The organism is Micromonospora sp. NPDC005194, assembly GCF_040608335.1.
Lineage (GTDB): Bacteria > Actinomycetota > Actinomycetes > Mycobacteriales > Micromonosporaceae > Micromonospora.
Genome location: NZ_JBEXIA010000036.1, coordinates 44542 through 66972 on the forward strand (window position 1 = coordinate 44542; position 22431 = coordinate 66972).

Here is a 22431-nt window from a genome sequence, read left to right on the forward strand (position 1 = left end):
CTCAGGTCACGATGGACGACGAAGCGATGATCGCGCGGGGCCGCAGGGCCATGCCGGGTGGAATGCCGCCGGGAAGATCTCGTGGCCGGCTTGCCGACGAGGTGTACGACACGCTGCTCGGACAGCTGATGTCGCTCCGGATCGAGCCCGGCTCCCGCGTCACGATCGACGTCCTGGCGCGAGAGTTGGGGGTCTCGCAGACGCCGATCCGAGACGCCCTGAATCGCATGGAGGCCGAGGGTCTGGTCGTGCGGGTGCCCCACGCCGGCTACCGCATTCCCCCCCAGATCACCCGTCACCGATTCGAGGACATGCTCGAGGTTCGCCTGCTCCTCGAGCCGGCGGCGGCGCGCAGATCCGCCGAGCGGGCGTCCTCAGAGCAGGTGGCCGGTCTGCGACGAATGCTGGAGGAGATGGCGGAGCTCGAGGGGGGTAGCGGGCTGCTGGCCTATGGCGCCTTCGGGCTACGCGACGCCGCTTTTCACGATCTCGTCGCCCTGAGCGCGGAGAACCAGGTCATCCGTGAAACGCTCGCTCGCCTGCACAGCCACGTGCACCTCTTCCGGCTGCACCACGACACCCAGGTCACTCACCTGGCGATGGCCGAGCACGAGGACGTGGTGGCCGCGATCGCCGCGCGTGACCCCGACGCCGCCGCCTATGCGATGCGTCGGCACATCCTGCGGTCCGGCGAGCGTTTCCGACGATTGTTCGACGAGGTCAAGGACGTGGACGGAATGGCGCTGGAGGGTTGACGGGCGGGCTGGGCCGAGGAATGCTGACTCGATCGGATCGGATTGGATCCACCTCACCGCCACCGCCACCAGATGCGAGGAGAAGCAGGTGCCCAGAGCGCTGCTCCTGACCGGCGACGCCGCCGAGGAACTCGACACCATGTATCCCTACTACCGCGTGCAGGAGGGCGGCTGGGACGTCGACGTCTCGTCACGGACGATGCGTGACGTGCAACTGGTCATCCACGAGTTCGACCCCAACTCCGACGCCTACGTGGAGAAGAACGGCCGGAAGCTGCCGGTCGACGTGCCCTGGGCCGAGGTCGACGTCGAGCGCTATGACGCCCTCATCATCCCCGGTGGACGTGCCCCCGAGTGGATCCGGGTCGACGCCGACGTCAGGCGCATCACCGAGCACTTCTTCGCACGCAACCTCCCCATCGCGCTGGTGTGCCACGGCGCGCAGGTGCCAGCCGTGTACGGGCTGCTGAAGGGTCGGAAGACGGCGTGCTTCCCACCCATCACCGGTGACATGGAGAACGCGGGCGCGACGGTCATCGACGCTCCCGACGTCGTGGACGGCAACCTCGTCTCCTGCCGGGGATGGCCCGACATGCCGCAGTTCGGCCGGGCGATGATGGAGCTCTTCTCGAAGTCCGTCAACTCCGCCTCGGCGTGAACACACCTGGTCTGTCCCGGTGACGGCACTTCGGACCGTCACAGTCGACGGTTCCCCCGTCCACGTCCTGGAGAGCGGCACCGGGCCCGCGGTGCTGATGCTGCACGGCTCCGGACCCGGCACGACCGGGTCCGGCGCCTGGGCGACGACGGCGCAGGCGCTGGGCGCGTCCTGGCACCTGGTGGCTCCCGACCAGGCGGGGTTCGGCCGTACACCGGTCCCGGCGGGCTCCAGGGGTGGGCTCCGGCTGTGGACGGAGCAGGCTGCGGGCCTGATGGATGCTCTCGGTATCGAGCACTACGCCGTGGTGGGTCACTCCATGGGCGGTGCCGTGGCGCTGGCGTTGGCGGCCGCGCGCCCCCAGCAGGTCACCCGTGTCGTGGCGGTCTCGACGATGGGCGCCCCCGGAGCGCCGCTGTCCGCCGAGCTCGACGCGGTCTGGGCCGCCCCCGCCGGCCCGCTCGGGGCCCGAGACATGCTGAGTCGCCTCGTCCTCGACCAAGCGCTCGTCACGGATGCGGCCGTCGATGCCCGTGCGGCTGCGATGCGAGCGGGGGCGGCCACATTCGCGTCGTTGTTCCCTCCACCTCGGGCACGATGGGTCGACGATCTCACCCTCTCGGCGCAGACGCTGGCAGCGATCCGCGCGCCCGTGCTGCTCGTTCACGGCGCCGAGGACCGAGTCACCCCGCTCGCGACGGCAGCCCAGCCTCTGCTCGAACACCTGGCCGATGTCCGTCTGCACGTGCTCGGCCGATGCGGGCACGTGCCGGCGATCGAGCACCCGCACGAGTTCAGGCAACTGCTGTCGTGTTTCCTCCGCCGCGACCGAGGTCACTGATTGCTGCGGCAGGTCCGCAGCCCGTGCTCAAACAGATCGCAGTCGCGGAGGAACGCCGAGCCCCATGACTGTTCGCCCTGCGCATGGAACAGGGTGATGCAGCGTTCGTGGCAGCGCGCGGATTCGGCCAGTTGCCTGGTGGTCATAGCAGCCGGCGGCGGGTCAGGACCCGGAAGGCCAGGTAGCCCGGCGGTACCGGGAGCCAGAACGTCGCGAGGCGGTAGATCAGGGTGCCTGCGACGGCGGCGTCCAGCGGCAGCCCGTAGAGCAGCAGGCCGGAGACGAGCGCGGCCTCGGTGGCGCCGAGGCCGCCGGGGGTGGGCGCGGCGGACGAGACACCCTCACCGACGAGGCAGACCAGGATCACCGGGGGCAGGTGCGCGAGGGGGACCGGGCCGATGGCGAGCAGCGCGAGGTAGAGACAGAGGCCGTAGGTGAGGGTGAGCGCCATCGACGCGACGGCGAGCCGCCGCAGCCCGTGCTGGTGGCGCAGTTCGCGCAGCGCGGTCACGACCTGGCCGGCCGCCGCGCGTCCGCGGCGCCGGATCCGGGGTACGGCGAGCACGGCGGCGAGGACGAGCAGGACAGCCAGGGTGCCCAGCAGCAGCGGCAACGCCCTGGCCGCGTCGTGGGTGAGGATGCGGGCGGGTTGGCGGGCGAACGGCAGCAGCACCGGCAGGAGCAGCACCACCGAGAACACGCCGGCGGTACGGGAGACGGCCACGGCGGTGCCCGCGGCGGCGGCGACGAGTCCCTTCTGGTGCAGGTACCGCAGGCTGAGGGCGGCGCCGCCGAGGCTGCCGGGTGCCAGCCGGTTGGCGAACGACGCGGCGACCTGCACCAGGGTGGCCTCGCCCAGCGGGACCCGGTTGGCCGCGGCCAACCGGAGCACGAGGCCGCTGAGCAGGTAGGTCAGGGCGGAGCCGAGCAGCGTCGCTGCGACCGCGACCGGGTTGGCGTGCACGATCAGACGCATGGCGGTGCGTATCTCGCCGAGCTGGGGGAGCAGCAGGTGCACAATCAACCCCAGGACCAGCAGCTCCAGGACCGCGCGGCGGCTGATCCGGACCACCTTCGCCGCCGGGCGGTCACGGTCGGGGCAGCGCCGCAGGATCTCCTGGCGTAGGCAGGTCAGCATGCCGGGGTGCCCGCGCAGGGCGGCACGGCCGGCGCGCGAGAGCACCGGAGGTTGCAGGAACGGCACGCTGTCCGCGACCGCCGCGACGCCCAGGCGGTCGATCGCCCCGGCGACCACGCTGGCCGGGTCGACCCGCGTGGACACAGTGACCATCAGCTCGACGACGTCGCGGGCCTGCTGCTCGGCCGAGGCGTCGTCGGTGCCGAAGCCCAGGTCAACCAGGTAGGCGCGGTCCCGGCCGACGAGCACGTTCGCGGCGCGCAGGTCGCGGTGCGCGATGCCCGCCCGGTGCAGGTGGGCCAGCTGTTGCCAGGCGTCGCGCACGGCGGCGAGCGGGACCGGCCCGACGACGGCGTGCAGCGGGGCGGCGTCGATGAACTCCTGCACCAGTACGGCGTCGCCGCCGGGCATGGCGGCGGTCGTGACGACGGCCGGTATCCGGACGCCGGCGCGCTCGGCCAGCAGGGTCAGACACGTTTCGTGTTCGCTCTGCTGGCGGGCGCTCAGGTACGGCGGCGTGTCGGCCACGTGGCGGTAGCGCACCCGTCGGTAGAGCTTGTAGAACCAGTCCGCGTCGCGCTGCTCACCGCCGGTCACCTTGACGAACAGTCGCCGCCCGTCGGTGGTGACCGCCTGCCACGGCTGCGAGCCGCGGGCGTCGCCGTGGATCGGCGCCCACCGTGCCACGTCGATCCCGCGCCGCCGCAGCGCCGCCCGCAGAGGGGGCACCGACCGTTGCGGTCCAACCTCGCCGACCACGAGCCGGGTCAGACACACCGCGAGCCAGCCGACGAGGAAGCCACCGACCACGTCCACCGGCAGGTGCGCCCCGACGTGGATCCGCGCGACGGCGACCAGCCCGATCACCGCCCAGGCCGCGCGGCGCCATCGGGGCCCGCCGGCCCGCGCCGCGACGAGCGCCAGGGCCGTGGCGACCGCGACGTGTCCCGACGGGTACCCGAAGCGCCCGGTGATCGTCTCGCGCAGGACCACGTCGGCGAGCAGCGCCGCCGGGCGCTGCCGGGCGACCGCGGCCTTGACGGCGACCGCGAGCCAGTACGCCAGGTTCCCGGCCAGCAGGAGACTCCACGCCGTGCCGATCCGGCGTGCGACGACGGCTGCCGCGGCGGTGACGAACACCGCCGGGTACGAGCCGAGCTGCATGACCAGTACCAGGACCGGGGCCAGCCCGGCGGGAAGGTGATTGAGAAGGGCGAACAGGTCCCGCTCCCACGGCGGCACCGGACGGCTGCGGATGGCGGCGCTCAGCGCTGCCAGCAGGCCGGTCGAGACGGTCAGGCTGACCAGCAACAGCGGCGACGGGCGATGCGTTCGCGCTCCCACCGGTCCTCGGCCGCCCCTCATCCGGCGCAGTGCCTCCGTCGACCCGAACCCTACGGATCGCCCGCCCACCGCGTGGCCTTTCTCGTCACCGGTCAACCCGTTGGGGGGTGACAATCAGCGGGTGGACAGGGCGGTCGGCGGTGCTGGTCGGGCTGCCGCCGCTCCTCGTCCTGACGCTGGTGATCGTCCAGCCGGCCCTGGAGTCCTCGACCCTGCTCGGGTTGGTCGTGCTCGGCGAGACGGCGATCCTGATCGGCGGGCTGGTGGCACTGTCAGCGCCCGGTGGATTGACCTGCGGCGAGCAGCCGCTTGATCTCTGCGGCGGCCGGATGAGCCGGTGCGACGGCCAGAAAACGCCGCAGCGTCTGCTCCGCCTCGGCGGACCGGGAATCCGGCTCGCGGGCCAGGACCTCTCGGGCGGTTCGTTGCGCGCCGCTGCCGTCGCCGGCCCGCAGCAGCGCGAAGGCGAGCCGCAGCCGGATCCCATCGTCGGGCCGGTCCCGCAACGCCTCCTGGTACATCTCCCGGCCGTCTTCGGTGCCGCGGCGGCGAGCTACTCCGCGGCCTACGCGTACCTGGGACGTGTCCGCTGTCCGACCCGAGCGTCGTCCTGGTCAAGGCTGGACGATGCACATCCCGCCGGGGGCGGGCCGGTCCATTCCGGTCAGGGCGTCGGGCACCTCGGCGAGCCCGATGGTGCGGGTGATCAGCTCGGCGGGGCGCAGCACGCCGGCGGTGACCAGCCGGAGCAGTTCCGGGTAGGCGTGCGCGGCCATGCCGTGGCTGCCCCGCAGCTCCAGCTCGTACGCGATCACCAGGTCCATCGGCAGGGCCGGGCGGCCCTGGGCGGCGGGGAGGAGGCCGACCTGCACGTGCCGCCCGCGCCGCCGCAGGCTCTCGATCGAGGCGGTGCAGGTGGCGTGGCTGCCCAGGGCGTCGAGCGACAGGTGGGCGCCGCCGCCGGTCACCTCCCGGACGGCCGCGGCCACCGCGCCGGGCCCGGTGAGGGCAGAGCCGTCCAGACACACCGCGGCCCCGAAACGGCGGGCCAGCTCGAGCGCGCCGGGGGCGACGTCGACCGCCACCACCTGCGCGCCGTAGGCCGCGGCGATCATCACCGCGGACAGCCCCACGCCGCCGCAGCCGTGCACCGCCACCCACTCGCCCGCGGCGACCCGCCCCTGGCCGACCACCGCGCGGAACGCCGTGGCGAACCGGCAGCCGAGCGCCGCCGCGGCCGGGTAGCCCAGCTCGTCGGGGAGCCGGACCAGGTTGACGTCGGCGTGCTGCACGGCCACGTACTCGGCGAACGAGCCCCAGTGGGTGAAGCCGGGCTGCGTCTGCCGCTCGCAGACCTGCTGGTCGCCGGAGAGGCAGGCCGGGCACTGCCCGCACGCGCAGACGAACGGCACGGTGACCCGGTCGCCGGGGTGCCAGCCGCGTACGCCGGCGCCGACCGCCGTGACCACGCCGGCGAACTCGTGGCCGGGCACGTGCGGCAGGCGGACGTCCGGGTCGTGCCCCTGCCAGCCGTGCCAGTCGCTGCGGCACAACCCGGTCGCCTCGACCCGGATGACGGCGCCCCCGGGCGGCGGCACCGGGTCCGGGACGTCGCGGACCTGGGGCCGAACACCGAACTCGTCGAAGATCACGGCACGCATGCGCCGCATCCTCACATGCGCCGGCCACCGCGCCCGACGGGGGGACCGAGCGGGAAATCGCGGGGATGGTGGCAGGGTGACGGCCGACGACCACCGGGGCGACATCATCGAGATCGGCGCGTGATGGCCATCGACACGGTCGCCGGCTGGATGGCGCGTGCCGTGCCCCGGGCCAGCGCCCGGGAATTTGGCTACCGCCCCCCGAGATGCACTGGTGCCTCGACTCGGCGGACTGGCCGAGCCTTCGCGGGCTGCACCCGAACATCTCGGAGGTGTCGGAGCTGCGGTCGCCGCGGGGCCGGGGTCCGCTGGGGTGGCTGCCGGCGAACGTCCACCGGATCCCGGTCCTGCGCGGGCGGCGCGCCGGCGTGGTCCGCCTACGGTTCGGACGGGGACGGGTCGGCCGCTGATCGCTCGCTCTGCGCGGTCCGGTCAGCTGCTTGCCGCATGGCCCTGCGCCACCGGGGCGCCGCCAGGAGCACGACGGCCAGGGCCGCGGCGGCGCCGAGGCCGAGGACCGCCGGGAAGGACAGCAGCGACCGGTCCCCGGCCTGACCGTGGTGCTCGCCCTCGCCGGCGGCCGCGGCATGGTCGTCCGTCTTCTCGCCCGGGGTGACCAGGCGGCCGACGGACGCGCCGGGGGAGAGGGCGAAGCCCCAGTCGAGCAGGGCTCCCGCCTCGCCCAGGCTGCCCAGCGGCGCGGTCTCCGCGCCGAGCAGGGTCACCGCGAGCCGCCGCCCGTTGCGCTCGGCCACCCCGACGTACGTCTGTCGAGCCAGGTCGGTGAAGCCGGTCTTTCCGCCGAGCGTTCCCGGGTAGTGGTCCAGCAGCGTGTTGTCATGGGTGATGGCGAAGCCCGGGGTGCCCGCGTCGCCGGCTATCTGGGCCACCCGGGTCGCGATGTACCGCCGGAAGTCCTCGCGGGCGTAGGTGGCCCGCGCGATCAGCGCCAGGTCGTACGCGCTGGTGTACTGGCCGGGACCGTCCAGACCGGAGGGCGTCGCCGCGTGGGTCTGATTCGCGCGCAGCCGGTGCGCCTCGTTGTTCATCGCCTGCACCCCGCCCGGCCGGCCGGCGGCGGCGCCGCCGACGCGGGCCAGCACGTTGGCCGCGTCGTTGCCCGACTTGAGGAGCAGCCCCAGCCACAGGCTCTCGATCGAGTAGCGGCCACCCTCGACCACCCCCATCAGCGAGCTGGCCGGATCGAGATCCTGCAGATCAGCCCGGGTCACCTCGACCATCTGGGCCGGGTCCAGGCGGGGCATCAGGGCCGCGGCCAGCAGCATCTTCTGCACGCTGGCCGGCGTGCGGAGCTCGTGCGGGCCGCACCCGCCCAGCACCGCGCCACTGTCGAGGTCCGCCACGAGCCACGAGGTGGCCGTCACCGCCGGCGCCGTCGGCGCACCCACCGGAATGGCCAGGCCGGTCGTGGCCAGCGCGGCACCGCCGACCGCCCGATCGGCGGCACCGACCGGTGGTGGAGACGCTCCGGCGGGCGGCGGCACCGCCGGCTTCACGGCCGGGCAGGGCATGTCGGGCGTGGCGGCCGTGCGCGTCGGTGACCCGGCCACCAGAACCGGCGTGGCCAGGAAGGCGCTGAGTGCTACGGCGGTAACGCGAATGATGGTCACGTCAATGCACCGTAATTCGCCGATCTGGCGAGCCCAGCCGGGTTGCCGAAAGTAGTCCAGCGACGGCTCGAAATCCGCCACCGCAACGGGCTCGCGTTCCTTCTGCTTCTTCGCGAAGCTTTCGCCCGACGGTCCGGCTTCATGGCAGCTTGGGGGGCGGCGGAGTGCCTGCCGGACGTGCCCGGCCCGGCGGCGATCCGTGCGCTGCTGGCGAACCGGCGCACGACGGTCGAGTCGCGCTCGATCCGGATCAGCCGGGAGTTGCGGGTGGCTCCCGGGCCGAGTCGCCGTAAGCGGAAGCGCCGGCGCAACGCGGCCGGGACGGGATGGGCGAGCAGTGGCGTACTCATTTTGTCGGAACGGTCACGAACGGAAATGACCGGGCCGGTTCACGCCATAAGGGAATGCGTGGGGAAAGGTTTCCGGAGCCTTGCGCGACGGTTCCGCTGAAATCGCCGCCGACATCTCTCCGCCGTGGTGAAAATGTGGGCAGAGGGAAAGCCATGAACGGGGGGACAATATGGAGCTGAGGCAGCGATTGAGGCTGCTGTCGGTGACCATCGCGGCCACGCCGTTGGTCCTGGCGGGATGCACCGCCGACCGCCTGCCGGGAGCCCGACAAGCGAACACGGCACCGCCGCAACTGACCGTGACACCCGGCGACCACGCGGGGGACGTGCCGGTCAGCGCGGAGGTGGGGGCCACCGTCAAGGACGGGAAGATCACCTCGGTGCGGTTGACCGACGACAAGGGTGCGCAGGTGCCGGCGGAGCCGCGGGAGGACGGGTCGAGCTGGGTGCCGGCCAAGCCGTTGCAGAATTCGCGGACGTACACGGCGGAGGTGACCGCGACCGGTGGCAAGGGCCGGACGACCACGCAGAGAACGACGTTCAGGACAATGGCGAAACCGGGCAACAGACAGGCCGTGACCACCGTCCTGAATTTCGCCGCAGACCAGACGTACGGGACGGCCATGCCGGTGGTGGTCACGTTCGACCCGGCGATTCCGAAGGAGGCCCGGGCGGACGTGCAGCGGCGGTTGTTCGTGAAGACGGATCCACCCCAGCCGGGGACCTGGTCCTGGCTGGACGACGGCAAGCAGGTCGAGTACCGGGCGCCCGACTTCTGGAAGCCGGGCACGAAGATCAGCGTGCGGAGCGCGCTGGAAGGGCTGCCGATCGGTAAGGACGCCATCGGCGACGCGGACCGGTCGGGCACCTCGAAGATCGGCCGGCAGGTGTCGCTGGACATCGACAACGCCACCAAGCAGATGGCGGTCTACCGGGACGGCAAGCTGCTGCGCAAGATTCCGGTCAGTCTCGGCAAGCCGAGCACACCGAGCTCCAGCGGCACCATGGTGGTCATGGAGAAGTTCGACTACACGACCTTCAACACTATGGGCGACCCGAATGGCGGTTACATCGTCGACGTCGAGGACGCCCAGCGGCTCACCAACGGCGGCGAGTTCATCCACGCCGCACCGTGGTCGGTGGGGGATCAGGGCAACACCAACGTCTCGCACGGCTGCACCAACGTCTCCAACGAGAACGCCGACTGGCTGATGGGGATCACACAGGTCGGCGACCTGGTGACGGTCAAGGGCACCGAGGTGGCGCTGGATCCGGGCAACGGCTGGACGGCCTGGAATGTCGGCTGGGACGAGTTCGCCAAGGGCAGTGCGCTGGCCGTACCGGTCGGGCTGAGGCCCACGGTCACGGCCACTCCGCACCCGGGAGCGGTGGCCGGCGGGTCGGCGCCCGCCCCCACCCGCTCCAACAGCGGCGGCTGATCCGGTCGTACGCCTTCGCACGATCGCGCCGCGGCCTGCGGTTCCGGACGCTCTCCGGCCGCAGGTCGCGGCGTTGTCAGCTCTGCGGGCCACCTTCCGTCAGGTCGCGCGCAACCCTAGATGTTCGAGCCGTCGGCCGGCAGGTCGTCGGGCGGCTGTGGGGATCCGCCTTCGCCAGCTGCGTCGGGGCAGGGCAGCCCGAGGGTGTAAGCCGTCATCGACAACGATCCGTAGGCGTAGCCGTCCACGAGGACGTCGGTGTCCGGCGCGTCGGCGGTGGCGGCCAGACCGGCGAGGTAGAGCGCGGGAATGAAGTGATCCGGTGTCGGCACCGCGTGGCGGAAGTCGCGGTGGGTGTCGAGCGTCGCGAATTCGCCCGGATCGGTCAACATGCGGGTCTTGGCGTCCTCGTCGAAGCGCTGGGCCCAGTCGTAGCCGTCGTCGGTCAGCTTCCAGTCCATGCCGCGTAGGTTGTGCACGACGTTGCCGCTGGCGATGATGAGCACTCCGCGTTGTCTCAGTGGAGCGAGTTTGGCGCCGAGCTGGAAATGGTAGTCCAAGGGCTTGTCGGCGTTGATGCTGAGCTGTACGACCGGGACCGAGGCGTCCGGGAAAGCGTGCGTCAAGACAGACCAGGTGCCGTGGTCGATGCCCCAGCTGTCGAGGTCGGCGCCGACCCAGGTCGGGTGAACAGTGTCGCTGATCTCCGTAACCAGGTCGGGCAGCCCCGGCGCGGGGTACTCCACCTCGAACAACGCCTGCGGGAAGCCGTAGAAGTCGTGGATGGTCCGCGGCCGGGGCATCGCGGTGACGGCGGTGGCGTTGGTGTACCAGTGCGCGCTGATGACCAGGATGACACGGGGCCGCGGCACCGCGGCGCCGAACGCCCTCCACGAGGTGGTGTATCGGTTGACCTCGAGAGCGTTCATGGGGTTGCCATGGCCGATGAACGCGGCGGGCATCAGTGCACCTGAGCCGCCGGGGGTCTCTGCGGTCACGTCGGGCCCTTCCGGAGTCGCCGTCGGAGCGTCACCTGAAGTGTCGGGTAGATCTTCAGGGTAGACCGCTGACCGCCGGTCGACAGCGAACTCCGGATCGGACCCGCAGGGGGAGGAGGGTTGGTCGATTCGGTGTCTCGCACGCGGGGGCCGCCCCGTAGCGGGCTCCGGTGACCTGCAACCCCTGGGCGCACGTCAGGTCGTGCTGTAGCGCTCGACCTCCGACCACACGGAGGACATGCCGGCGAGACAGCGGTCGAACACCTGGGAGTGCGCAAGGTATGCGGCCCGGTCGGGTCCCGGGTACACGCACAGGTCGTCCTCGTCGTTGACGGTCCACGGCGGCACGTCGTGGGCAAGGGCGCCGGGCAGCAGGGAGGCGACTCCGCGGGCTCCCAGCTCGCTGGTGAGCTGGCGCCGGACGGGTCGCCCCAGCACGTCGGCGAAGATCTGCGCCCAGACCGTCGACCGGGCGCCTCCGCCGGCCAGCCGCCAGGGGCGGTCCCCGACGTCCGCGCCGCTGGCCAACACCCGGTCCAGCTGCACCCGGTGGTACTGGGCGACCCCCTCGATGACCGCTCGGGTGAGGTGGCCGCGGCGGTGATTGCTGGAGATGCCGAGGAAGGTGCCGGACGCCGACGGGTGCTCGGGCGAGCCGTTGACGAACGGTAGGAACAGCAGACCGTCCGCGCCGGGTGGCACGGTGGCCGCTTCCCGCAGGAGTTCCGCCGCGGCGACGCTGCCGACCTGGTCGTGCGCGACCCCGGCGCAGGCGAGCCACTCCAGGTTCGCCGCGGAGGTCGGCGCGACCTCCATGGCCAGCATCGTGGCCGGGTCGGGCATGAACGCGCTGAGGGTTACCTCGGGGGCGGGCGCACGCGCGGGGACGACGACGCCGTTGATCGCCCAGGTGCCGACGATGATCGTCCCGTCCCCGACCTCCCGGCCCCCGGCGCCGAGGGTCGCCGCCACGCAGTCCATGCAACCCGCGATGACCGGCAGGCCCTCGGGGAGCCCGCTGCGGGCCGCGGCGGCGGCGCTCAGCCCGGCGACCACCGCGTCGGAGCGCCGCAGCGGCGGGAACCGGTCGAGGTCGGTGGCCGGCAGCCCGACGAGTTCGAGCGCCGTGGCGGTGTAGGCGCGGGTGCCGAGCGCGACCATGCCGGAGGCGCTGGCGTCGCTGTAGTCGGCGCTGGCCACGCCGGTGAGCTGCGAGGTGACCCAGTCCTTGCAGGAGAGGGCCCACCGGGTGGCCGCGTAGGCGTCGGCGTCGTTGTCCCGCAGCCAGCGCAGCAGGACGCTGGGCTGGGCGGCCCAGGGAATCGACCCGGTCTCCTCGGCCAGCCGGCGTGCCCCCTCCGGTGGGATGGCCTGGACGATCCGCTGGGCGCGGCTGTCCGAGGAGGCGATGGCCGGCCCCACCGGGCGCAGCGCCTCGTCGACCGGGTAGAGGCCGTTGCCGTGGGCGGCCACCCCGATGCCGGCCGGGGCGTACCCGTCGGCGGCCAGCTTGCCGGTGATCTCGCCGAGCAGTGACATCACCGTGTCGGCCAGCGCGGGCATGTCCACGTCGTGACGGTGGGCGGTCACGCTGGTGCGTGGCGTGCGGGCGTGCACGACGGCGAGCTCGCGGCCCTCGATGTCGAAGGCGGCCGCCTTGGTGGCGGTGAGCCCGACGTCGACCCCGAGGTAGCAGATGTGCGGTGTCGTCATGACGTCCTCCTGTCGCTGTTCGGGGTTGCCGCCGAGAGGTTCAGCGCGCGCGGGCGGAAGCGTCGCAGCTCGGCGTGGTAGGCGGCCACCTCGGCGCGGGCCCGTTCGTCGTCCCAGCCGAGATGCCGGACGGCGACGTCCGCGCAGGTCACGGCGGTCGACAGCGCCATGTCCGGGCCGAGGCCGATCAGGGTACGACGCAGCAGGACGTCTGCCAACGTCACGGCCCTCTCCTCGCGGAACGCCATGACGATCTCGGCGGCGACCGCGCCGCTCTGCTCGTCGACGACCTCGGCGAGTGATGGATCGGTGACGACGAGTTCGCGCACGCGGCGCGCCCGCACCCCGTACAGGTCGAGCAGCCGGGCCCGCTGGTCGCCGGTGAACGGGGTCGCCGAGCGCTGGAACTCCGCGCGGAACGTACGCCAGTCGGCGGTGTCGGCGCCGGGCAGCGGCCGGGTACGGGTGGTGCACCGTCCGCGGGGCCGGCCGAGCACCTTCAGCGCCGCGTCGGTGGCGTCCTCGGCGAGCGCCCGGTGGGTGGTCAGCTTGCCGCCGATGATCGACAGCAGTCCGGCGTACGCCGGCGCGTGGTCGAGCACTGTGTGCCCACGGCTGATCTTGGCGTTGTCCGAGACGCCGGCCGTGTGTGGCAGCGGGCGGATCCCGGCGACGCTGTAGAGCACGTCGGCCGGGGTGAGCTTGGCCTGCGGAATGATCCGGTTGGTCTCGTTGAGCAGGTACTCGATCTCGGCGTCGCTGGCGACGACCTCGTCGAGGTCCCCGTCGTAGGTGAGGTCGGTGCTGCCCAGGATGTAGCGACCCGCCCACGGGAAGATGAAGATCGGCCGCTGGTCGGCGGCGGCCTCGAAGAAGATGCAGGTGTCCGGGGCGCCGGGGAACGGGTCGAGGATGACGTGGCTGCCCTTGGTGCCGCCGTTGAGCCGCCGGCTCTCGACCTGTCCGCGTAGGATCTGGTCGATCCACGGCCCGGCGGCGTTCACGGTGAGCCGGGCTCGGATCCGCCCCTGCTGACCGGACCGGTTGTCCGTGGTCCGCACCCCGAGCACCCGGCCGTCTTCGACGATGAGCCCGGTCACCGTGGTGTAGGTCAGCACCCGCGCGCCCAGCCGTTCCGCGTCGAGCAGCAGTTCGACGCAGAGCCGCTCGGCCCACGGCACCTGCGCGTCGCGGAAGAGCACCCCGCCGCGCAGCCCGTCGCGCGACAGCTGCGGCCAGCGCTGACCGATCCGGCGGGCGGACAGGCCCCGGCTGATCCCGCGCCCGCGGCGGGCGGCCAGCACGTCAAAGGCCGCCAGGCCGAGCCGGACCAGCGGTCCCGGTCGGCTGTCGCGGGCGTAGGACGGGATGAGCATCGGGTAGTCGTGCACCAGGTGCGGGGCGGTGCGGAACAGCAGGTGGCGTTCGCGGATGGACTCGTTCACCAGGGTGAAGTCGTAGCGTTCGAGGTACTTCAGGCCACCGTGGATGAGCCGGCTCGACGTGCTCGTCGTACCGGCGCCGACGTCGCCCCGGTCCACGACGACCACACTCAGGCCGCGGTCGGCGGCGTCTCTGGCGATGGCAAGGCCGTTGATGCCGGCGCCGACGATGACGAGGTCGACGACGTCATCGGGTCCGGTCTGTGGCTGCGACATGAAGGCTCCCGGGGGTGTGGGGTGCGGGTCCGCGGCTGCGTGCCGGGACCCGCACCCCTGGGGGTGGGTCAGGATGCTGCGGAACCGGCCGACCGCTCGCGGAAGAGCTCGTGGGCCTCCTCGGGCTTCGCGTCGTCGTGCACCACGGCGCGGACGGCGGCGAGCATCGCCGCCGGGTGCTCGCTCTGGAAGATGTTGCGGCCCATGTCGACGCCCGCGGCGCCTTCCTGCATCGACCGGTACGCCATGGTCAGCGCGTCGAGCTCGGGAAGCTTCTTACCGCCGGCGACGATGATCGGCACCGGGCAGCTGGCGGTCACCGTCTCGAAGCCCTCGTTGACGTAGTACGTCTTGACGATGTGCGCACCCATCTCCGCGCTGATCCGGGTGGCGAGCCGGAAGTAGCGGGCGTCGCGGACCATCTCCTTGCCGACCGCGGTCACACCAAGGACGGCGATGCCGTGCCGCTGCCCGGCGTCGACCAGCTTGGCCAGGTTCGCCACCGACCGCGACTCGTGCTCGCCGCCGATGAACACCTGGATCGCCAGGGCCGCCGCGTTGAGCCGGACCGCGTCCTCGATGTCGAGCGCGAGGTGCTCGTCGGAGAGGTCCCGCAGCACGCTCGGGCCGCCGCTGGCGCGCAGCACCACGCCGGCGGTGCTGTGCGACGGGATGCTGGTGCGCAGCGCGCCCCGGGTCATCATGATCGCGTCGGCCTGCGGCACCAGCGGGGCGATGTTGGTGTCGATCCGCTCCAGGCCGGCCATCGGGCCGAGGAAGTAGCCGTGGTCGAAGGCCAGCATCACGGTACGGCCGTTGTCGGGGCGGAAGATCCGGGCGAGCCGGTTCTGCAGTCCCCAGTCCTGTGCGTGGGCGCCCTTGACATGGAAGCCGGTGGCCGGGCGCTCGCTCCCGCCGAAGTCCCGGGCATCGAGCAGACCGTCGGTGTCAGCCATGGGTGTTGTCTCCTGTAGTCGTTGCGGCGGTGGCGACGGTCGCGGGACGCGCCCGTCGCCGGGGTCGGGAGGTGGTGGCGTCGCGGCGCGTACCGCCACCGGCCAGGAAGAGGACGAAGAGCACCAGGCCGCCCTTGAGCAGGTTCTGCGCGGCGGTGCTCCAGCCGACCAGGTTCACCAGGCCGTCGAGCAGGATGAAGAAGAGCGCGCTGCCCCAGATGCCCACCGGTACGGCGCGACCGCCCGAGATGAGCGTCCCGCCGATCACGACCACGGCGACCGAGTCGAGCAGGTACCGGGTGCCCAGGTCGGGCGAGGGTGCGATGTACGCCGCCAGCAGGGCGCCGGCCAGTCCGGCGAGGGCGCCGCTGGCCAGGTACGTGGCGCCGATGATCCGGGCGACCGGGATGCCGGCCCGTTCCGCGGCCGGCCGGCTCTGGCCGACGGCGAGCAGCGACCGTCCGTACGTCGTACGGCTGAGCAGGGCGACGATAAGCGCGGTGAGTACGGCCACGGCGACCGCGAGCACCGGTACGCCCGCGGGGCGCAGGTTGAGCAGCCGGCGCAGCCCGTCGTCGGGCATGGCGGTGAAGCCGTCGGCCAGCGACAGGGTCAGCGACGAGGCGATCAGCCCGGACGCCAGGGTGGCGATGATCGGGGGAATGGACAGGCCGAGGATGGCCAGCACGCTGATCGCGGCGACGGCCAGGCCGGTCCCGACTCCCGCCAGGATGCCGACCGCCACCGATCCGGTCGCCGCGGTCGCCGCGACCGCGACGAACCCGGCGAGCGAGATGATCGGCGCCACCGAGACGTCGATGTTGCCCGGGCCGGCGGTGATCACGAGCATCTGGCCCAGGCCCACGATGACCAGGTACGGCGCCAGGGACAGGGCGAGCGACACCGTCTGCCCGCCGCCCTGGTTGGAGATGGCCAGGATGAGGACCCAGACCAGCGTGGCGGCGGCGAAGCCCCAGATCCAGGGGCGGGCGAGCGTACGGAGGGTCATCGGAGCACCTTTCCGACCACGACGCGGCCGGCGAGCACGGCCAGCACGATCGCGCCCTGGACGGCCGACTGCATGTTGGACGGCACGTCGAGGAGGCTGAGGACGACGCTGACCAGGCCGAGCGTCACTCCGCCGATGGCGACGCCCCACGGCACGGCGGTGCCGCCCCGGAAGGAGCCACCGCCGAGGATCACCGCGGCGATCGTGATCAGGGTGTAGCTGGAGGCGGACGAGACGTCGCCGCCGCCGGTCTGTGAGGCCAGCAGGAGACCGGCGAGCACGCCGAGCGCGCCGGCCATCCCGTACGCAACGACCCGCGCGGCCAACGGGCTCAGGCCGGCCCGGCGCAGCGCGACCGGGTTGCTGCCGAAGGCGCGGACCCGGACCCCGACGGAGCCGCGGGTGGCGATCAGCCAGACCAGCGCGGACACCACGAGGATCGGCAGCAGCGGCGCCGGGAATCCGGCCGGCGCCCACGATCCGAACGTGGCCAGCCACTCCGGCGTGCTGCCACCGGGGGTGGGCAGGACGAACAGGCCCAGCCCCAGCCAGACGAACGAGGTGCCGAGGGTGGCGATCAGCGAGGGCACCTGGCGCAGGTGGATCAGCGCGCCCAGCAGGGCGTACGCCGCGACGAGGCCGACCAGGAGCAGGACGCCGGTGCCCGGCGAGGACACCAGTTTGGTGGCGGTGAGGACGGTGACCAGGCCGACGAAGTTGCCGATGCCGAGGTCGATGTCGCCGACCGACATGAGGATCATCTGGGCCTGGGCCGCGATGACCAGCGGAACGGTGGCCGAGAGGATCAGGGTGAGGCCGGTGACGGTCAGCACGTCCGACTGCAGCGACGCGCAGACGACGACCATCGCGAACATGGCGATCGTGCTGACCATGGCCGGTGCGAGGCGGCGCAGTCGGGCTCGTGGCGGCACGGCCGCCACGACGAGGTTGGTCATCGCGGTGCTCCCGTCGACTCGGCGAAGGAGACGGCGATGATCCGTTCCTCCGAGATCTCCTCGCCGGTCAGTTCGGCGACGACCCGGCCGGCGCGCAGCACGTAGACCCGGTCGCAGTGCGCCATCTCGGCGTTTTCGCTCGAGTACCAGACGACGCTGCGGCCGTTGGCAGCCTCCGCGCGGATGAGCGCGTACAGGTCGGTCTTGGTGTGCACGTCCACCCCGCGGAACGGGTCGTCGAGCAGGACCAGGTCGGCCGTCGAGGCGAACGCCCGGGCCACGATGACCTTCTGCTGGTTGCCGCCGCTGAGCTCGGTCATGCCCGCGTCGGCGCCGCCGCGGATGGCCAGCCGGTCGACCCAGCTCCGCACCGCCGCGCCTTCCTCGGCCCGGCGGCGGAGGCCGTACCGGGCCAGTCCGCGCTGCGCGGTGACGATCAGGTTCTCCGCCACGGACCACAGCGGGAACACGCCGGAGCGCTGCCGGTCGCCCGGCACGTACGCGCGGGTGCCGTGCACCGTGGTGTCCTTGCGGACCGGGCGCCACAGCCGTTCGAGCACCTCCTGCTGGCCCTGGCCGGCCAGTCCGGCGAGGCCCACGACCTCGCCCGCGCCGATGCGGACCGAGACGTCGTGCAGGCCCTGGCCGCTGGCGCCGCGCAGCTCGGCCATGACCGGCCGGTCACCGGCCGGTACGGCTGCCGGCACCGGGTCGGGGTTGGCCGGGGCGGCCACCTCGGCCCCCATCAGGACGAGGACGTCGGCTTCGCTGAGCCCGGCCGCCGGCTTGTCCGCCACGACCGCCCCGTCGCGCATCACGGCGACCCGGTCAGCCACCGACAGCACCTCGCGGATGCGGTGCGAGATGAGCAGCACGGCCGAGCCCTGCGCGGTGAGGGTACGGACGTGGTCGTACAGGGAGCGGGCGGCGTCCGGGCCGAGGGACTCGGTCGGCTCGTCGAGGATCAGCAGGTCGAGGCGGTCGACCAGGCTCGCCCGGGCGATCTCCACCATCTGTCGTCGGGCCAGGGTGAGGTCCTCCACCCGGTCCCGTGGCGCCACCCCGTGACCCGGGAACATCTCGTCGAGCCGGCGCTGGACCGCCACGCTGGCCGCCCGCCGCCACCGCAGTCGGGGCAGGCAGGATCGGGAGGAGATCCAGATGTTCTCCGCGACGGTGAGGTCGGGGCAGAGCGACGTCTCCTGGTAGGCCATCCGTACGGCGCGGAACTCCGCAGCCCCCGGCCCGACGTCGCGCGGCACCTCCTGCCCGCGGACGGTGACCACGCCCTCGTCGCACGCCTCCAGCCCGGCGAGGACGCGCATCAGCGTGCTCTTGCCGGCGCCGTTGTGGCCGACGAGGCCGAGCACCTCCCCGGCGCGGACCTCGAGGTCCACGCCGGTGAGCGCCCGGGTACGTCCGTACGTCCTGGTCACCTGCCGTGCGGTGACGACCGGCTGGGCCGGTGTGGCCTCCCGGTCGCCCGCCGGCGGGGCCGCGAGCGACCCCACCGGCAGGTTGTCGACGTGCATGATCCGCTCCTTTGGGATGTCCCGGTCAGCCGGCGGCCGTCGGGATCGGCGGCTGGACCGGGGCGCCACCGGTCTTCACGGCCTCGACCTGCTTGCGGAAGAGGTCCTGGGTCCACGGCCAGGCGGCGTACTCGTCGGGCTTGAGCGCGCCGGCCCACGCGGCCACGTCCTTCTGCTCCACCAGCACGATCGGGAAGGTCAGTTCCTTCGGGATGTCCTTGCCGTCGAGCAGGTCGATCGCCTCCCAGAGGGCGGCCACCGACTGGCCCGGGTCGGACATGACCGCGACCGAGCCGTTGTCGAGCTTGCTGTCCTGCCAGTACTTCAGCGCGCGGCCGTTGGTCTCGAAGGTGAGCGCCGGGATCGGCTTGCCGGCCGTGGTGAAGGCCTGGGCGACGCCGTAGCCGTCGCCGCAGCCGATGACGCCGTCCACCTTCGGCACGCTGGACAGCACGCCGAGCACGGCCTTCTGCGCCTTGGCGCCGTCGCACATCCCGTTGACGGTCGCGGCGACCTTGACATCCGGGTTGGCGGCCAGGATCTCCTGCGTGGTCTTGTACATCTCCTCCTCGGGCTGGGAGCCGACCACGCCGCGGCTGACGATGACCGTTCCCTTGCCGCCGATGCCCTTGACCAGCGGCTCGGCTGCGGCCGTCGCCCAGTCCTTGAAGCTGTTGAGCAGCACGTGGGCGCAGGGGGCGTCGATCGCCGAGTCGAAGACCACGACCTTGATGCCGGCGTCGCAGGCCTGCTGGATGACCGGTTTGAGCGCGGTCGGCGAGGCCGGGTCGATGAGCAGGGCGTCCGGCTTCTGCAGCAGCAGGCTCTTGATCTGGGCGACCTGCTCGGTGGCCGAGTTCTCGCCGGGGGCGTTGACGACCTTGAACTTGCCGATCAGCCCGTCGCTCTGCGCCTTGGCGGCGGAGGCCTCGAACTTGGCGATCATCGTCTGCCGCCAGCCGTTGCCGATGAAGCCGTTGCTGAGCGCGATGAACGGCTTGTCGCCGCCTGCGCTCCCGCCGCCGTCGTTCGAGCCGGAGCCGCAACCGGCCGCCGTTACCGCGATTGCGGCCGCGAGCGAGGCTGACGCTGCGACGCGCCAGCGACGGGATGTGTGGTGGACGCGCATGGTGGGGGCCTCCAGGAAGAGCGGCCCCGCCGGAGCGGGACACGGTGTGCGCAAGTTGCCTGGCCACCACGGGGGTGGGGCGAGGTGCAGTTATTACAGACCTGTAGTGACAGGTGCGCTAGAGCTGCGTTAAGAACGTGTTGCACGTCACAGTGTTTCTGGTAACAGGGGCGTAACGACCAGGGGATTTCTCGACGGCGGTTCCCGCCGTCCCGTGATCCCGCCTCAGAAATCCGAGCAACCTGTAACGACAGCATTGCCGGCATGGCATGCTGTACGCGATCGATGAGAAGGGGATCCATGACGATGACCTACCGGCGGTTGACCCGTGACGGGGTCGAACCGCTGTGGATGCAGCTGATGCGAGCGCTGCGCAGTCAGATCGAGTCAGGTGAGGTCGGCCCAGACCAGCCGCTGCCCTCCGAGGCGGAGTTGAGCGACATCTTCGGCGTCTCTCGGACCGTGGTGCGGGAAGCGCTGCGTGAGCTCGTCCAGCAGCGGATGATCTACAAGGTCAAAGGGCGGGGCGCCTTCGTCGCTCCACGTAAGACGGAGCTGCACTTCGTCGGCTCGGTGTCCGGATCCGCGCACGATCTGCGGGAGGCCGGCCGCAGGGTGGCCACCCACACGATCAGCCAGAGCCTCGGCGAGGCGGACCAGCGCGAAGCCGAGCTGCTGCAGATCCCGCACGGCGAGCAGGTCGTACGGATGCGCAGACTCCGACGGGTCGATGGACAGCCGTGGCTGCTCGTCGATACCGCTCTGCCGGCCCGCCTGGTGCCCGGCCTGGAGCGCGCCGTGCTCGAGAACCAGTCGCTGTACGACGTGCTGCGACGCCGCTACGGGCTGGAGGCCGCCGCAGCCGACCGTTGGATCGAAGCGGTCTTCCCGGAGCCCGACGACGCCGCGCTGCTCGAGGTGGCGACCTCAACGCCTCTGCTCGGCATCGAATCCGTGGCCTGGTTGCCCGACGGCACCCGTTTCGAGGCCTACTACGCGTTGCACCGCAGTGACCAGACCCGGTTCTTCGTGGGCATCCGCTGAACCCTGGGGTTCAACCCAGAGTGCCTGACCGCCGAGCCGGCCCGGGGCGCCGACACCGAGAGGGTGGGCCGTCCACGATGCCCGCCCGTTGACGCTGCCTCATGGTGCTCCCGGGTTATCTGGGACCTGATGACCTCCGAATCACAGGCAACAAAGTTAACGATTGCTGTTGACTTTGCCATCGATGATTATCAGGCTGTGAGAGCGCTCTCTCGGACTCGTCCTGGCCGTCAGGACGGGCCAGGCCGATGTCAGGAGGTTCCGGTTGAACAAGAGCTTGTCGATGCTAGGCCGCCTCAGGGTGGCTCTCGGCGCCGCTGCGGCGGTCCTTATCACCGCTGTTCCGATGGTCACCGTCATGCCGCAGCCGGCCGACGCGGTGGGGCCTGATGTCCTACCCGTCACCGTCACGAACAACTCCGGCCGCGGCGAGGCCGTGTTCCTCTACATCCTGGGGCAGGATATCCGCCCCGGCGGCCGGCTCGGCTACGTCAATGCCGCCGGACAGTTCTCGGCCTGGCCCGCTGGTGGCCTGCCACCGACCCCCGCGCCGGACGTCGCGATCTCGGGCCCAGGCAATGGAGGCAGCGTCACCGTACGCGTCCCGCGGTTCATCTCGGGCCGGATCTATTTCTCCTTCGGCCGGAAGTTGGACCTCCGTCTCAGCCCCGACGGGCTTGTCCAACCCGCTCCGTGGGCCGGCGGTGACCCGAACCGGGACATCCTGTTCGACTGGTCCGAGTTCACCTACAACGACTCGGGTCTGTGGCTGAACAGTTCCCAGGTGGACATGTTCGCCGTCCCGCACGGCGTGAGCGTCACCGGTGCCGACGGACAGACGATCCGCACCGGCGACCCGGTCGCCAACGGCCGGGAGAACGTGATCAACCAGATCCGGGCCAACGGCGACTTCGCCCGTTCCGTGTACACCCGCTCCGACGGCACCGTCCTGCGGGTCCTCGCGCCCGGCAAGGCGATGGACGCCGGCCTGATGAGCCCGAACTACCTGGACGGATACATCACCTCGGCGTGGAACGCGTACACGGGCCGAACCCTCACCGTCGTGCCCCGGGTCAACGAGCCGAACCGGCGGTTCTTCGGCCGGACCAACGGCAACACCATGGTCTTCACCGACTCTGCCGGCGCTCAGGTCGCCACGGTGGCCAAGCCCAGCACGGCCAACGTCTGGGGCTGCGACGGGGTGTTCAACGCCCCGAACACGCCACCGTTCATCGAGCCGGAGATAAAGCGGACGCTGTGCACGGCGCTGAACCGAGGCACCCTGGGCACCTCGTCGCAGGAGCCGGTGCTGGATGCGAACCAGTTCTACCGCAACAGTTCGCCCAACCACTACTCGCGGATCGTCCACGCCAACATGGCCGACGGCAAGGCGTACGGCTTCGCCTACGACGACGTCGGTGGCTTCGAGTCGCTGGTGCACCACGGTGACCCCCGCTCGGCGGCGATCATTCTCTCGCCGTTCACCGGCGGCAACCCGCCGCCCACCACGCCGCCCCCGGCCACCGACTCCAGCCGGATCGTCAGCAACTGGCACAACAAGTGCATCGACGTACCGAACTGGAACTTCAACGATGGTCAACGCCTGATTGTCTGGAACT

General features: G+C 71.7%; 18 protein-coding genes. 6 read left to right on the forward strand and 12 right to left on the reverse strand.

The window, feature by feature from the left end; all coding sequences use genetic code 11:
- The first annotated feature begins 11 nt into the window (after nucleotides 1-11).
- The 3 genes from ABZU53_RS25595 (at nucleotide 12) to ABZU53_RS25605 (ending at nucleotide 2254) form a co-directional block, all read left to right on the forward strand.
- Nucleotides 12-755 carry a GntR family transcriptional regulator gene (locus tag ABZU53_RS25595; RefSeq protein ID WP_355067951.1) on the forward strand — a complete coding sequence of 248 codons (744 nt, stop codon included), beginning with the start codon at nucleotides 12-14 and terminating at the stop codon, nucleotides 753-755.
- 88 nt (nucleotides 756-843) lie between these two features.
- The gene (locus ABZU53_RS25600) at nucleotides 844-1413 is read left to right on the forward strand and encodes a DJ-1/PfpI family protein (protein WP_222952845.1); all 570 of its coding nucleotides are present in this window, start codon (nucleotides 844-846) and stop codon (nucleotides 1411-1413) included.
- A gap of 97 nt (nucleotides 1414-1510) precedes the next feature.
- The gene (locus tag ABZU53_RS25605; protein WP_355067972.1) at nucleotides 1511-2254 is read left to right on the forward strand and encodes an alpha/beta hydrolase; all 744 of its coding nucleotides are present in this window, start codon (nucleotides 1511-1513) and stop codon (nucleotides 2252-2254) included.
- Between the two features lie 142 nt (nucleotides 2255-2396).
- Here the strand turns inward: ABZU53_RS25605 and ABZU53_RS25610 are convergent, their stop codons facing one another.
- From ABZU53_RS25610 to ABZU53_RS25625, 4 genes are all read right to left on the reverse strand, one after another.
- Complete coding sequence (locus tag ABZU53_RS25610) at nucleotides 2397-4736, reverse strand: lysylphosphatidylglycerol synthase domain-containing protein (protein WP_355067952.1); 2340 nt, start codon at nucleotides 4734-4736, stop codon at nucleotides 2397-2399.
- A gap of 272 nt (nucleotides 4737-5008) precedes the next feature.
- A complete protein-coding gene (locus ABZU53_RS25615; protein WP_354860307.1) occupies nucleotides 5009-5257 on the reverse strand; it encodes a hypothetical protein in 249 nt (82 codons plus the stop codon).
- A 93-nt stretch (nucleotides 5258-5350) separates the two neighbouring features.
- On the reverse strand, nucleotides 5351-6397 hold the full coding sequence (locus tag ABZU53_RS25620; RefSeq protein WP_355067953.1) for a zinc-dependent alcohol dehydrogenase family protein: 1047 nt from the start codon (nucleotides 6395-6397) through the stop codon (nucleotides 5351-5353).
- 377 nt (nucleotides 6398-6774) lie between these two features.
- The gene (locus ABZU53_RS25625) at nucleotides 6775-8028 is read right to left on the reverse strand and encodes a D-alanyl-D-alanine carboxypeptidase (protein WP_354860310.1); all 1254 of its coding nucleotides are present in this window, start codon (nucleotides 8026-8028) and stop codon (nucleotides 6775-6777) included.
- Nucleotides 8029-8548: 520 nt separating this feature from the next.
- On the opposite strand from ABZU53_RS25625, the gene ABZU53_RS25630 reads away from it, so the two are divergent.
- Nucleotides 8549-9817, forward strand: coding sequence for an Ig-like domain-containing protein (locus ABZU53_RS25630; protein ID WP_355067955.1), 1269 nt, complete (start codon nucleotides 8549-8551; stop codon nucleotides 9815-9817).
- Nucleotides 9818-9933: 116 nt separating this feature from the next.
- Here the strand turns inward: ABZU53_RS25630 and ygiD are convergent, their stop codons facing one another.
- From ygiD to ABZU53_RS25670, 8 genes are all read right to left on the reverse strand, one after another.
- Nucleotides 9934-10779 (reverse strand): 4,5-DOPA dioxygenase extradiol, encoded by an 846-nt coding sequence (gene ygiD, locus ABZU53_RS25635; RefSeq protein WP_355067956.1) that lies wholly within the window; start codon nucleotides 10777-10779, stop codon nucleotides 9934-9936.
- Between the two features lie 231 nt (nucleotides 10780-11010).
- Nucleotides 11011-12528 carry an FGGY family carbohydrate kinase gene (locus tag ABZU53_RS25640; RefSeq protein WP_355067958.1) on the reverse strand — a complete coding sequence of 506 codons (1518 nt, stop codon included), beginning with the start codon at nucleotides 12526-12528 and terminating at the stop codon, nucleotides 11011-11013.
- On the reverse strand, nucleotides 12525-14186 hold the full coding sequence (locus ABZU53_RS25645) for a glycerol-3-phosphate dehydrogenase/oxidase (RefSeq protein WP_355067959.1): 1662 nt from the start codon (nucleotides 14184-14186) through the stop codon (nucleotides 12525-12527). The genes ABZU53_RS25640 and ABZU53_RS25645 overlap by 4 nt, the downstream gene beginning before the upstream one ends.
- A 68-nt stretch (nucleotides 14187-14254) precedes the next feature.
- Entirely contained in the window at nucleotides 14255-15142 is an 888-nt protein-coding gene (gene lsrF, locus ABZU53_RS25650) for a 3-hydroxy-5-phosphonooxypentane-2,4-dione thiolase (RefSeq protein WP_354863282.1), read from the reverse strand.
- A complete protein-coding gene (locus ABZU53_RS25655; protein WP_355067961.1) occupies nucleotides 15135-16151 on the reverse strand; it encodes an ABC transporter permease in 1017 nt (338 codons plus the stop codon). The genes lsrF and ABZU53_RS25655 overlap by 8 nt, the downstream gene beginning before the upstream one ends.
- Complete coding sequence (locus tag ABZU53_RS25660) at nucleotides 16148-17107, reverse strand: ABC transporter permease (RefSeq protein WP_355067963.1); 960 nt, start codon at nucleotides 17105-17107, stop codon at nucleotides 16148-16150. The genes ABZU53_RS25655 and ABZU53_RS25660 overlap by 4 nt, the downstream gene beginning before the upstream one ends.
- Entirely contained in the window at nucleotides 17104-18639 is a 1536-nt protein-coding gene (locus ABZU53_RS25665; protein WP_355067964.1) for a sugar ABC transporter ATP-binding protein, read from the reverse strand. Before ABZU53_RS25665 ends, ABZU53_RS25660 begins: the two co-directional genes overlap by 4 nt.
- 25 nt (nucleotides 18640-18664) lie before the next feature.
- Entirely contained in the window at nucleotides 18665-19768 is a 1104-nt protein-coding gene (locus ABZU53_RS25670; RefSeq protein ID WP_355067966.1) for an ABC transporter substrate-binding protein, read from the reverse strand.
- A 300-nt stretch (nucleotides 19769-20068) separates the two neighbouring features.
- Between ABZU53_RS25670 and ABZU53_RS25675 the strand changes: the two genes are divergently transcribed.
- The gene (locus tag ABZU53_RS25675) at nucleotides 20069-20812 is read left to right on the forward strand and encodes a GntR family transcriptional regulator (protein WP_355067968.1); all 744 of its coding nucleotides are present in this window, start codon (nucleotides 20069-20071) and stop codon (nucleotides 20810-20812) included.
- 358 nt (nucleotides 20813-21170) lie between these two features.
- A partial coding sequence (locus ABZU53_RS25680) for a beta-1,3-glucanase family protein (protein ID WP_355067970.1) occupies nucleotides 21171-22431 on the forward strand: 1261 nt, incomplete at its 3' end.